The organism is Halomonas sp. (assembly GCF_033549285.1).
Classification (GTDB): Bacteria; Pseudomonadota; Gammaproteobacteria; order Pseudomonadales; family Halomonadaceae; genus Halomonas.
The window spans coordinates 1-11,871 of the sequence record NZ_JAWSUJ010000114.1 but is presented as its reverse complement, the minus strand read 5'-3'; the positions used below and the strand labels follow the sequence as shown (position 1 = coordinate 11,871).

Sequence of the window (11,871 nt, the reverse complement as noted above, 5' to 3'; positions counted from 1 at the left end):
CCCAGCGAGATCTGGTAGTACTCCTCGCCCTTCTTGTCGACGCCGAGGATGCCGATGTGGCCGACATGATGGTGGCCGCAGGCGTTCATGCAGCCGGAGATATTGAGCTCCAGGGGCCCCAGGTCGTAGAGGAAGTCGAGATCCTCGAAGCGCTCCTGGATGGCATGGGCGACCGGGATCGACTTGGCATTGGCCAGGCCGCAGTAGTCGCCCCCGGGGCAGCAGATCAGGTCGGCCAGGGTGCCCACCGTGGGGTTGGCCATGCCCAGGGCCTCCAGCCGCTGCCAGAGCTCCTCGAGGCGGTCCACCGGCACGTCGGTGAGCACCAGGTTCTGCTCGTGGGTGACCCGCAGCTCGCCATGGCCGAACTCGTCGGCCAGGTCGGCGATGGCCGCCATCTGCTCCGAGGTGACGTCCCCTGGCGAGTGCTCGCGACGCTTGAGCGACAGGGTCACGGCCTTGTAGCCGGCCACCTTGTGGTCGCTGACGTTGTTGGTGACGAAGCGCGCGAAGGCGCGATTCTCGCCGCGCAGCCGCTCGAAGGCCGCGATGGCCTCGGCCGGTACCTCGCGGCGCGGCGGCTCGACGAAGTGCGCCGCCACGGCCTCGACGGCGCCCTGGGTCAGGGTCTGAGGGCCATCCTTGAGGTGGGCCCACTCCTCCTCGACGCGGCGACGGAACTCGTCGACGCCCAGTGCCTTGACCAGGATCTTGATGCGCGCCTTGAACTTGTTGTCGCGCCGGCCGAACTGGTTGTAGACCCGGACCAGGGCCTCCAGGTAGGTCAGCAGGTGCTGCCAGGGCAGGTCCTCGCGGACCACCTCGCCGATCATCGGCGTGCGTCCCAGCCCCCCGCCGGCCAGCACCTTGACGCGCACCTCGCCGTCGCGATCGCGCCACAGGCGCAGGCCCACGTCGTGGACCTGGATGGCGGCGCGGTCCTCGACGGCGCCGGTCACGGCGATCTTGAACTTGCGCGGCAGGTAGGCGAACTCGGGATGGAAGGTCGACCACTGGCGGATCAGCTCGCACCAGGGGCGCGGGTCGACCTCCTCGTCGGCCGCCACGCCGGAGAACTGGTCGGTGGTGGTGTTGCGGATGTCGTTGCCGCTGGTCTGGATGGCGTGCATCTGCACGCTGGCGAGATCGGCGAGGATGTCCGGCACGTCCTCGAGCTTCGGCCAGTTCAGCTGCAGGTTGGTGCGAGTGGTGAAGTGGCCGTAGCCGCGATCGTAGCGGGCGGCGATCTCGCCCAGCTTGCGCAGCTGATAGGAGGCCAGCATGCCGTAGGGAATGGCGATGCGCAGCATGGGAGCATAGCGCTGGATGTAGAGGCCGTTCTGCACGCGCAGCGGCAGGAACTCCTCCTCGCTGATCCGGCCAGCGAGATAGCGGCGCATCTGGTCGCGGAACTGGGCGACGCGTTCATCGACCAGGGTCTGGTCGTGGGTGTCGTAACGATACATTCAGCGCATTCCTGATGCTGGGAAGTGGCGGACTATGGCGCTACCTTACCGCCTGCCTTTTATTCTAGAAAAGAATAAATGTTTATAGTTTATATGCAAAATGGAATGACGCAGGCTCAGATGACCAGCGCCTGCCAGCGCCGCCGTTGCCAGATCAGCATGAAGCCGGCCGAGTTCAGGGCGCGATAGCCCAGCTGCACCCACCAGATGCCGACCAGCCCCTGGTCGAGCACCACCCCGACCCACCAGGCCAGCGGCAGGAACACCAGCCACTGCAGGGTGAGGGTGGTCGCCATCACCGTGCGATGGGCGCCGGCGCCGAGCAGGGCCTGGGCGAACACCAGCGCCGCGGCATCCAGCACGATCATCGCGGCGGTCAGGCGTAGGGGGAGCGTGCCCAGGGCGACGAGCTCGGCGTCATGCAGGAAGAGGCCCAGTACCGCCTCGGGAAACAGCCCCATGGGCAGGGCCAGCACCGCCAGGCAGAGCCAGGCGAGCCGCACCACGTCCCAGCCCCAGCGGTGGGCCTCGCCATGGGCCTGGCGGCCCAGCGCCTGGCCCACCAGGCTCATCGCCGCCATGCCGAGCCCCACGCCGGGCAGGATCAGCAGCAGCGAGAGGTTGACCAGCACGTGGCCGACGGCAACGCTGGCGGTCCCGATCTGGCCCAGGATCCAGAACAGCACGGCATAGCCGGCGGCAAACCAGACCTGCTGGAAGGAGTGGGGCGTGGCCAGGCGCAGGGTGGTGGCCAGGGCAGGGCGCCGGGGCAGCCCGGCCAGGAAGCCGCTGGCGGTGGCGTGGCGCAGGCTGAGCCCGGCCCAGATGGCGAGCCCCACGAAGAGCGACAGCGTGGTGCCGGCCCCGGCCCCGGCCGCGCCCATGGCCGGCAGGCCGAGATGCCCGAAGATCAGCACGATGCTCGCCACCACGTTGATGGCATGCATCACCAGGATGATGCGCAGGTAGATGCCGGTCTGCTGGATGCCGTTCCAGTAGCCACGGAAGCAGAAGATCATCGCCACCGGGAGCAGCGAGACGACCCGCCAGCGAAAGTAGTCCACCGCCTCGGCGGTGACCGCCGGGTCCTGGTTGATCAGCGCCAGCAGGCGCGGCGCCTGCCACAGGCAGAGCAGGGTCAGGGGCAGGGCCAGCGCCAGGGCGATCGCCAGGCCGGCGTTGAGCGCCATGGCGCGCTGCCCCCAGTCCTGCTCGCCGTGGCGACGCGCCGTCTGCGCCTGGACCCCGGAGGAGAGCCCGAAGAGCACGGCGGTGATCAGGAACATGGCGTAGCCGCCGATGCCCACGCCGGCCAGCGGCACCTCGCCGAGCGAGCCCACCAGGGCCGCGTCGATCAGGTTGAGCAGGCTCTGGGTGAGCATGCCGGCGATGATCGGCAGGGCGAGGCGCAGGATCGTCTGGCGGCGGGTGGGCTCGGGCAGCATCCGTGTTCCGGGCAGGTGAGGGCAGGCGGCCCGCCGCGGCGGGCCGGAGGGGTCAGGCCGGGTCGTAGGAGAGCACCGGCGCCAGCCAGCGCTCGAGCGCCTCGACGCTCATGCCCTTGCGGCTGGCCAGCGCCTCGACCTGGTCCCGGGTGATCTTGCCGGTGGAGAAGTACTTCGAGCGCGGGTGGGAGAAGTACCAGCCGGCCACCGCGGCGGCGGGCCACATGGCGAAGTTCTCGGTGAGCGCGAGGCCGGTATTCTCGGTGGCCTCGAGCAGGCGGAAGAGGGTCGCCTTCTCGGTGTGGTCGGGGCAGGCCGGGTAGCCGGGGGCCGGGCGGATGCCCTGGTACTTCTCGGCGATCAGGGCGTCATTGTCCAGCGTCTCGTCCGGCACATAGCCCCAGAACTCCTTGCGTACCCGCTCGTGCAGGCGCTCGGCGAAGGCCTCGGCGAGCCGGTCGGTAAGCGACTGGACGAGGATGGCATTGTAGTCGTCGCCGGCGGCCTTGTACTGCTCGGCCAGGGCCTCCACGCCATGTCCGGTGGTGACGGCAAAGCCACCGATCCAGTCGGGCTTGCCGCTCTCCCTGGGCGCGATGAAGTCGGCCAGGCTGTGGCAGACGCCATCGCGGTTCTTGGTGGTCTGCTGGCGGATGTGATGCAGCCGCTCGATCACCTCGCGGCGTGACTCGTCGGCATAGACCTCGATGACGTCGTCATCGACGCTGTTCGCCGGCCACAGGCCGATCACCCCACGGGCCTGGATGCACTTCTCGTCGATCAGCTTGCGCAGCATCGCCTGGGCATCGGCGAAGAGGCTGCGAGCCGCCTCGCCGACCTTGGCATCGTCGAGGATCTTCGGGTACTTGCCGGCCAACTGCCAGCTCATGAAGAAGGGGGTCCAGTCGATGCGCTCGACCAGCTCCTCGATGTCATAGTCGTCGAACACCTGAAGCCCGGTGATGGCCGGCCGCGGCGGGGTGTAGCCGTCCCAGTCCATGGCCGGCTTGCGCTGGCGGGCCTCGTCGTAGGTGAGGTCGGCCGCCTTGGGGCGACGCTTGGCATTGCGTTCGCGCACCGTCGCGTACTCGGCGCGGATCTCCTCGACATAGGCCGGCTTCAGGGCCGGGGAGAGCAGCTTGCCGGCCACGCCCACGGCACGCGAGGCATCGGTGACGTAGATCACCGGATGCTCGTAGCCGGGTTCGATCTTCACCGCGGTATGGGCCTTGGAGGTGGTGGCGCCACCGATCAGCAGCGGCAGGGTGAAGCCCTGGCGCTGCATCTCCCTGGCCACGTGGACCATCTCGTCCAGCGACGGGGTGATCAGGCCGGAGAGGCCGATGATGTCGGCGTTCTCGTCGCGGGCGGTCTGCAGGATCTTCTCGGCGGGCACCATCACGCCGAGGTCGATGACCTCGTAGTTGTTGCACTGGAGCACCACGCCGACGATGTTCTTGCCGATGTCGTGGACGTCGCCCTTGACCGTGGCCATGACGATCTTGCCCTTGGCCTGGGTGTCGGCGCTCTTCTCGGCCTCGATGTAGGGAATCAGGTAGGCCACCGCCTGCTTCATGACCCGGGCCGACTTGACCACCTGGGGCAGGAACATCTTGCCGGCGCCGAAGAGGTCGCCGACCACGTTCATGCCATCCATCAGCGGCCCCTCGATCACCTCGATGGGGCGGGCGGCCCGGCCTCGGGCCTGCTCGGTGTCCTCCTCGATGTAGGCGGTGATGCCCTTGACCAGCGCGTGCTCGATGCGTTTCTCGACCTCCCAGCTGCGCCACTCGAGGTCCTCCTTCTTCGTCGCGCCGCTGCCGTCGCCCTTGTACTTCTCGGCCAGGTCCACCAGGCGCTCGGTGCCGTCGGGGCGGCGGTTGAGCACCACGTCCTCCACCGCCTCGCGCAGCTCCTCCGGCAGGTCGTCGTAGACCGCCAGCTGGCCGGCGTTGACGATGCCCATGGTCAGCCCGGCGCGGATGGCGTGGTAGAGGAACACCGAGTGGATCGCCTCACGCACCGGGTTGTTGCCGCGGAAGGAGAAGGAGACGTTGGAGACGCCGCCGGAGACCAGGGCGTGGGGCAGGTGCTCACGGATCCAGCGGGTGGCCTCGATGAAGTCCACGGCGTAGTTGTCGTGCTCCTCGATGCCGGTGGCGATGGCGAAGATGTTGGGGTCGAAGATGATGTCTTCCGGCGGGAAGTCCAGCTCATCGACCAGGATCCGGTAGGCGCGCTGGCAGATCTCGGTCTTGCGCGCGAAGGTATCGGCCTGGCCCGTCTCGTCGAAGGCCATCACCACCACGGCCGCGCCATGGCGACGGCAGATGGTGGCCTGCTCGCGGAAGGCGTCCTCGCCCTCCTTCATGGAGATGGAGTTGACCACCGCCTTGCCCTGCACGCACTTCAGTCCCGCCTCGATGATCTCCCACTTGGAGGAGTCGATCATGATCGGTACCCGGGCGATATCGGGCTCACCGGCGATCAGGTTGAGGAAGCGCACCATCGCCTCCTGGGACTCCAGCATCCCCTCATCCATGTTGACGTCGATGACCTGGGCGCCGTTCTCCACCTGCTCCAGGGCGACTTCCAGGGCGGTGGTGTAGTCCTCCTCGACGATCAGCCGCTTGAAGCGCGCCGAGCCGGTGACATTGGTGCGCTCGCCGACGTTGACGAACAGCGAATCGGCCTCGATGTTGAAGGGCTCGAGGCCGGAGAGCCGGCAGGCCCGCGGCCGTTCGGGCACCCGGCGCGGCGCCAGCCCCTGGATGGCGGCGTGGATCGCCGCGATATGCTCGGGGGTGGAGCCGCAGCAGCCGCCGATGATGTTGACCAGGCCGCTCGCGGCGAACTCGGCGACGATCGCCGCCATCTCCTCCGGGGTCTGGTCGTACTCGCCGAACTCGTTGGGCAGGCCGGCGTTGGGGTGCGCCGAGACGAAGGCGTCGGCCTTGGTGGCCAGTTCCTCGATATAGGGGCGCAGCTCCTGGGCCCCCAGGGCACAGTTGAGGCCGACGGAGAGCGGCCGGGCATGGCGCACCGAGTTCCAGAAGGCCTCGGTGGTCTGGCCAGAGAGGGTGCGGCCGGAGGCGTCGGTGATGGTGCCGGAGATCATCACCGGGTGGCGTTCGCCGCGCGCCTCGAACAGCTCCTCCAGGGCGTAGATCGCCGCCTTGGCATTGAGGGTGTCGAAGATGGTCTCGATCAGGATCAGGTCGGCGCCGCCCTCGATCAGCGCCTCGGCGGCCTCGAGGTAGTTCTCGCGCAACTCGTCGAAGGTGACGTTGCGCCTGGAGGGGTCGTTGACGTCCGGCGACAGCGAGGCGGTACGCGAGGTGGGCCCCAGCACCCCGGCCACGTAGCGCGGCACGCCGCTCTCCTCGGCCACGGCGTCACAGACCGCGCGGGCCAGGCGCGCCGACTCCCGGTTGAGCTCGGGCACCAGGTCTTCCATGCCGTAGTCGGACTGGGAGAGGCGCGTGCTGTTGAAGGTGTTGGTCTCGACGATGTCGGCGCCGGCTTCCAGGTACTGGCGGTGGATCCGCGTCACCAGGTCGGGGCAGGTCAGGCCCAGCAGGTCGTTGTTGCCCTTGAGGTCGCTCGGCCAGTCGGCGAAGCGGTCGCCACGGAACTCCTGCTCGGAGAGCCCGGCGTTCTGCAGCATGGTCCCCATGCCACCGTCGAGCATCAGGATGCGTCGCGCGAGGCTGTCATGGAGCGTGGCGGTCAGGGCGGTGGGAGCGGCGGCCATGGGTCGAATCAATCTCCAGCGTGGTGCAGTCAGGGTCGAGCCGGCAGCGGGGCGCCTGGGGGCGTCTTGTCGAGGATAGGCGCTGCGGGCCAGGGGCGGGTCTGCCGGACTCGGGCACATCGGCAGACCGCCGGGAAAGGCGCTCATCTTAGCAAAAGCCACGACGCCGCGGCAGGGGGCAGGCTAAAACCCAGCAATTCAGTCGGGATTGTGTCGGCCGCGCGGGTCGCTTACCATTGAGGGCATCACACGTTCAGTACATGTCGCGACGTCACCCCGGCGCGACATGTCGCGATAGCGAGAGCACCATGAGCGACAGCATCCAGATTACCGACAGCGCCCAGGACTACCTTGCCGAACTGCTCGAGAAGCAGAACGTCGAGGGCATCGCGGTGCGCATCTTCATCACCCAGCCGGGTACCCCCTACGCCGAGACCTGCCTGGCCTACTGCCGGCCCGGCGAGGAGGAGCCCAGCGACGAGCTGCTGGAACTCGAGAAGATCCGCGTCTACCTGGACAAGAACAGCCTGCCCTTCCTCGAGGAGGCCGTGGTCGACTTCAACGCCGACCGCATGGGCGGGCAGCTGACCATCAAGGCGCCCAACGCCAAGATGCCCAAGGTCAACGCCGACAGCCCGCTCGAGGATCGCGTCAACTACATCCTCTACAGTGAGATCAACCCGGGCCTGGCCTCCCACGGCGGCGAGATCAAGCTGGTCGAGCTGACCGAGGACCAGGTCGCGGTGCTGGCGTTCGGCGGCGGCTGCCAGGGGTGTGCCGCGGTGGACCTCACCCTCAAGGATGGCGTGGAGAAGACCCTGCTGGAGCGCATCCCGGAGCTCGCCGGGATCCGCGACGTGACCGACCATACGGACACCACCAACGCCTACTACCGCTAGCTAGGACCTGTTGCCTCCTCCGAGGAGGGGGCAATCGATGCCCTGGGTCGTGCCCGGGGCGAGTCACGCCTCAGGCTGAATCCCCTCTCGAAGGCCCCGCTCCCGCGGGGCCTTCGTCGTTATCGGGGGCCTCCTCGCGAGCTCGGTCGGGCACCGGGGCCTGCCAAAGGCAGCGGTGGAGCTGGGCCTCCAGGTCGCGCAGCCGGCGCACCTGCTCCTCCAGCAGCTGCTTCTGCTCGTCGATGCGCGCCTGCATCAGGGCCTGCTCGTGCTGCAGGGTCCGGGTTCGCTCCTCGGCCTGATGGCGTGACCATTCGGTCTCGCGGTGGCGCTTCTCCTCCTCGGCCAGGGCGCCGCGTGCCTCCTGCACCAGCTGCTGCGCCCGCTCCAATCGTGCCTCGAGCTGCTGCAACCGCTGGGCCTGCTGCTTCTCGGCGGCCTGGCGCTCCTGGCGCGCCTCGTCGAGCAGCCCCATGAGGCGCGCCTCGCTGCTCTCGTGACGCTTCTCCTCCCGGGCCAGGCGCTCCTGGTGGCGCGCGGCCTGCTCGGAAAGGGCCTGCTGCTGCTCGCGTGCCTGTCGCTCGTTCTCCTGCTGCAGGCTCGCGAGCTGCGCCTCGAGGCGCGTCTGCCGGGTGGCGAGCTTCGCCTCGCGCTCCGCCAGGACATCGCGTTCGGACTCGCGACGCGCCAGCTCGCCGCTCTGCTCCTCGAGGCGCTGCTCGGTTCGCGCCAGGTGGGCGGCCAGCGCCGACTCGCGCTGCTCGGCGTCCTCGGCCCGGCGCAGGGCCTCGCCGGCTTCCTCCCGCGCCGCCTCCACCCGGCCCTCGGCCTCCTGCCGGTAGTGGGCAAGCGCCTCGTTGGCGGATGCCTGGGCCTTCTCCCACAGCGCCTCCGCGAGTTCCTGAAGGGCCTCGGGCATGCCCCGGGGCGGGGGCAGGTCGCGGTTCTCCTCCCGCCGTGTGCGCCATTCCCTCAGGTGCTCGCTGATGGTCGTGAAGCTCCCGGTTCCCAGCACCTCGCGCACCTTGTGCACGCTGGGGGCCTCTCCCTTCTCCAGCAGGGCATCGATGGCCCGCTGGACATCCTCGTAACGCACGCCGCTGCGCGCCATGGTCGTGTCCTCGTGGTTGTCTGCCAGGGGCTGCCCCTGGGCGATCCAGGGCAGTGTACCCGCGGGCGGCTCGATAATGAAGATAATTACGTATTACGTTCGATGTACTTTTATTTATGATATGTAGAATAAAATCAAGATTACGCGGCTTATCTTGATTTTGTTGCGGGGAAGGCCGGATACTGGCGAGCAAGGCGCAAGGCGCAAGGCGCAAGGCGCAAGGCGCAAGGCGCAAGGCGCAAGGCGCAAGGCGCAAGGCGCGAGGGGAGATATGGACAGCAAGGCGAGGCCGGCAGCGTCCGGCGAGGTGCTCGAGGCGACATCGACGGCAGTCGAGCGACTGCCCGACGGGGCGGGAGAGCGGCAGGAGCTGCATATCGCCGCCAACACGGACGCCGAGGCCGTGGCGCAGTGGCTGGCCGAGTACCGGGCGAGCCCGCGCACCCTGAGCGCCTATCGCCGCGAGGCGCAGCGGCTGCTGCTGTGGCTGGCGGAGCAGGGCAGGGGACTGGATGCGCTGCGCCGGGAGGACCTGGATGCCTTCGAGGCCTTCCTGGCGGACCCGCGCCCCGGCGAGCGCTGGATCGGACCGGTACGCCCGCGCCACGACCCGCGATGGCGCCCCTTCCGTGGTCCGCTGTCGCCCGCCAGCCGCCGCCAGAGCCTGGTGATCCTGCAGGGCATGTTCGCCTGGCTGACGGAGGCGGGCTGGGTCCGCCACAATCCCTTCCGCCTGATGCGAGACAAGCGCCGACGCCTGGACAACCGCCAGGGCGGGGTCGAGCGCTATCTGGAACGCCCCCTGTGGGACTGGCTCTGGGCGTGGCTGAACCGGCCGGCGGAGGAGGGCGCCTCGAACCGACATCGCTACGAGCTGGCCCGGCGCCGCCTGGTCTTCGGCTTCGCCTACCTGCTGGCCCCGCGGATCAGCGAGATGAGCGCGGCGCGCATGAACGACTTCCGGCGCCGCGAGGGACGCTGGTGGTGGCTCGTGGTGGGGAAGGGCGACAAGGCGGCGCGCATCCCGGTGCCGCCCGACATGATGGCGCTGCTCGGGGAATGGCGCGGGTCGCTGGGCCTGGCGGCGGAACCCTCGCCGGATGATGCCTCCCCCCTGCTGCGGGCCCTGGATGGCCAGCGCGGGCTGGGTGACAACCGCCTCTACCGGCTGATCCGCGAGGGCTTCCGGGAAGCGGCCGAGGCGCTCGAGGGGGAAGCGGGCGAGGCGGCGAAGGGCGAGGTGCGGCGCCTGCGACAGGCGACACCGCACTGGCTGCGCCATACGGCCCTGACCCACCAGGCCCAGGCCGGGGTGGAACTGCGCTACCTGGCCGCGACGGCCCGCCATTCGCGCCTCGATACCACGGCACGCTACCTGCATGCCGAGGACGCGGAGTGGCATCGCCAGCAGGCGCAGCACGGGCTGGGGGCAGGGTGGCCGGCAGGCGATGACGAGGATCGAGATGGCGGGCGTGAGCCGTTATAATGGCGCAAGCCACCTTCCAGGAGAGACCATGACTGCCGAGACCACCGCCGAACAGGCCCAGCAGGAGCTCCTCGACGAGTTCGAGATGTTCGACAACTGGATGGATCGCTACCAGTACCTCATCGACATGGGCAAGCAGCTGCCGGCCTTTCCCGATGAGTGGAAGGTCGATGAGCTGAAGATCCAGGGCTGCCAGTCCAATGTCTGGATGCACCACCGCCGCGACGGCGAGACCCTGCATTTCGATGCGGTCTCCGACGCCGCCATCGTCTCCGGGCTGATCGCCGTGCTGATGCGCATCTACAACGACCGTCGTCCGGCGGACATCCGCGCCACCAGCCCCCACTTCATGCGCGACCTGGGCCTCGACAAGCACCTCTCGCCGACCCGCAGCAACGGCCTCAACGCCATGCTGGAGCGGATCTACCGCGTGGCTGAGGAGGAAGCGGCCGCCTGATCAGCGCCCGCCCGGCTGCCGGTCGTCCGTCCGGCAGCGGAACTGCTCGTCCAGCTCCGGGTCCTCCCGGCAGAGCCGCTCGCTGGGGCCGCCCGGGACCGGGTCGATGCCCCCCTCGCAGCCCGGGTGGCAGCGGGCGATCCGCCGCAGCGCCAGAATCCCGCCCCGGAAGGGGCCATGCACCTGCAGTGCCTCCAGCGTATAGCTCGAGCAGCTGGGCCAGTAGCGGCAGCGCGGCCCCAGCAGCGGGCTCAGCGTCAGCTGGTAGAGCCTCACCAGCGCGATCATCAGCCAGCCGAGGGCCCGGTCCAGCCCACGCGGCAGGCGATGGATGGCCGCGGCCAGGCAGGACATCTCAGCCCTTGCCGTAGAGGGCGTCGGGGTCGATCAAGGGCTCGCTGGTGACGCGCGCCTCGTCGCCCTCCAGCGCCACATAGAAGCAGCTGCGCCTGCCGCTGTGGCAGGCCGGCCCGGTCTGTGCCACCTGCAGCAGCAGGGTGTCGCCGTCGCAGTCCAAGGCCGCGCCCTTCAGGTGTTGCTGCTGGCCGGAGCTCTCGCCCTTGCGCCACAGCCTGCCTCGCGAACGCGACCAGTAGCAGACCCGGCCGGTGCGCAGGGTCTCCTCCAGGGCCTCGCGGTTCATCCAGGCCATCATCAGCACCTCGCCGCTGTCGTGCTGCTGGGCGATGGCCGGGATCAGGCCGTCGGCGTTGAAGCGGATGGCGTCGAGGATCCCGGCCAGGGGGGCGCGGCTGTCGCGGGGGGCCCGTTCGAGGGCCTTGAAGGTGTCGCTCATGGAAACTCCGCAGGGGCGGCGGGGCGCTCGGGGGCCTGCCGGCAGGCGTCACACTGGCCCAGCAGCTCGATGGTCTGGCGCTGGACCTCGAAGCCCAGCTCCCTGGCGCGTCGCGCCAGGTGGTCGTTGATCTCGTCCAGATGCAGCTCCTCGACCCGGCCACAGAGGCGGCAGATCAGCAGCTGGAAGCCGTGGGCGTGCTCGGGGCAGGGGCAGGCCACGTAGGCATTGAGGGACTCGATGCGATGCACCAGCCCCTGGTCGATGAGGAACTCCAGGGCGCGATAGACGGTCGGCGGGCGTGCCGCCGCGTGCTCCGCGGCCAGGCGGTCGAGCAGGTCGTAGGCCTTCAGGCTGCCTGGGGCGGCGGCGATCATCTCCAGCACCCGTCGGCGGATCGGCGTGAAGCGTGCGCCGCGCTGCTGGCACTGCCGTTCGGCCTGGCGGATCATGTCGC

Annotated in this window: 10 protein-coding genes; 3 read left to right on the top strand and 7 right to left on the bottom strand. The window is 69.1% G+C overall.

Annotated features, from left to right (window positions below; genetic code table 11):
• From SCI24_RS18615 to metH, 3 genes are all read right to left on the bottom strand, one after another.
• A partial coding sequence (locus SCI24_RS18615) for a nitrite/sulfite reductase (protein WP_318726796.1) occupies positions 1-1,466 on the bottom strand: 1,466 nt, incomplete at its 3' end.
• A 116-nt stretch (positions 1,467-1,582) separates the two neighbouring features.
• Positions 1,583-2,911, bottom strand: coding sequence for an MATE family efflux transporter (locus SCI24_RS18610; protein ID WP_318726795.1), 1,329 nt, complete (start codon positions 2,909-2,911; stop codon positions 1,583-1,585).
• 52 nt (positions 2,912-2,963) lie between these two features.
• Positions 2,964-6,665 (bottom strand): methionine synthase, encoded by a 3,702-nt coding sequence (gene metH / locus SCI24_RS18605; protein WP_318726794.1) that lies wholly within the window; start codon positions 6,663-6,665, stop codon positions 2,964-2,966.
• A gap of 308 nt (positions 6,666-6,973) precedes the next feature.
• Between metH and nfuA the strand changes: the two genes are divergently transcribed.
• A complete protein-coding gene (gene nfuA, locus SCI24_RS18600; RefSeq protein ID WP_133634118.1) occupies positions 6,974-7,564 on the top strand; it encodes a Fe-S biogenesis protein NfuA in 591 nt (196 codons plus the stop codon).
• Between the two features lie 70 nt (positions 7,565-7,634).
• Here the strand turns inward: nfuA and SCI24_RS18595 are convergent, their stop codons facing one another.
• Positions 7,635-8,675 (bottom strand): DNA-binding protein, encoded by a 1,041-nt coding sequence (locus tag SCI24_RS18595; protein ID WP_318726793.1) that lies wholly within the window; start codon positions 8,673-8,675, stop codon positions 7,635-7,637.
• Between the two features lie 271 nt (positions 8,676-8,946).
• Between SCI24_RS18595 and SCI24_RS18590 the strand changes: the two genes are divergently transcribed.
• Together SCI24_RS18590 and SCI24_RS18585 are read left to right on the top strand one after the other, a co-directional pair.
• The gene (locus tag SCI24_RS18590) at positions 8,947-10,161 is read left to right on the top strand and encodes a site-specific integrase (RefSeq protein WP_318726792.1); all 1,215 of its coding nucleotides are present in this window, start codon (positions 8,947-8,949) and stop codon (positions 10,159-10,161) included.
• Between the two features lie 28 nt (positions 10,162-10,189).
• Complete coding sequence (locus SCI24_RS18585; RefSeq protein WP_318726791.1) at positions 10,190-10,618, top strand: SufE family protein; 429 nt, start codon at positions 10,190-10,192, stop codon at positions 10,616-10,618.
• On the opposite strand, the gene yidD is transcribed toward SCI24_RS18585, so the two are convergent.
• The 3 genes from yidD to SCI24_RS18570 are packed head-to-tail and all read right to left on the bottom strand — an operon-like array spanning position 10,619 to position 11,866.
• Positions 10,619-10,972 (bottom strand): membrane protein insertion efficiency factor YidD, encoded by a 354-nt coding sequence (gene yidD, locus SCI24_RS18580; protein ID WP_318726790.1) that lies wholly within the window; start codon positions 10,970-10,972, stop codon positions 10,619-10,621. It lies immediately after the preceding gene.
• Between the two features lies 1 nt (position 10,973).
• On the bottom strand, positions 10,974-11,414 hold the full coding sequence (gene hisI / locus SCI24_RS18575) for a phosphoribosyl-AMP cyclohydrolase (RefSeq protein ID WP_318726789.1): 441 nt from the start codon (positions 11,412-11,414) through the stop codon (positions 10,974-10,976).
• The gene (locus SCI24_RS18570) at positions 11,411-11,866 is read right to left on the bottom strand and encodes a Fur family transcriptional regulator (protein ID WP_318726797.1); all 456 of its coding nucleotides are present in this window, start codon (positions 11,864-11,866) and stop codon (positions 11,411-11,413) included. The genes hisI and SCI24_RS18570 overlap by 4 nt, the downstream gene beginning before the upstream one ends.
• Between the last annotated feature and the right edge of the window lie 5 nt (positions 11,867-11,871).

Excerpts from the sequence above, each read along its gene's own strand:
- SCI24_RS18610 (WP_318726795.1), bottom strand. The coding sequence starts at position 2,911 with ATGCTGCCCGAGCCCACCCGCCGCCAGACGATCCTGCGCCTCGCCCTG.
- metH (WP_318726794.1), bottom strand. The coding sequence starts at position 6,665 with ATGGCCGCCGCTCCCACCGCCCTGACCGCCACGCTCCATGACAGCCTC.
- nfuA (WP_133634118.1), top strand. The coding sequence starts at position 6,974 with ATGAGCGACAGCATCCAGATTACCGACAGCGCCCAGGACTACCTTGCC.
- SCI24_RS18595 (WP_318726793.1), bottom strand. The coding sequence starts at position 8,675 with ATGGCGCGCAGCGGCGTGCGTTACGAGGATGTCCAGCGGGCCATCGAT.
- SCI24_RS18590 (WP_318726792.1), top strand. The coding sequence starts at position 8,947 with ATGGACAGCAAGGCGAGGCCGGCAGCGTCCGGCGAGGTGCTCGAGGCG.
- SCI24_RS18585 (WP_318726791.1), top strand. The coding sequence starts at position 10,190 with ATGACTGCCGAGACCACCGCCGAACAGGCCCAGCAGGAGCTCCTCGAC.
- yidD (WP_318726790.1), bottom strand. The coding sequence starts at position 10,972 with ATGTCCTGCCTGGCCGCGGCCATCCATCGCCTGCCGCGTGGGCTGGAC.
- hisI (WP_318726789.1), bottom strand. The coding sequence starts at position 11,414 with ATGAGCGACACCTTCAAGGCCCTCGAACGGGCCCCCCGCGACAGCCGC.
- SCI24_RS18570 (WP_318726797.1), bottom strand. The coding sequence starts at position 11,866 with ATGATCCGCCAGGCCGAACGGCAGTGCCAGCAGCGCGGCGCACGCTTC.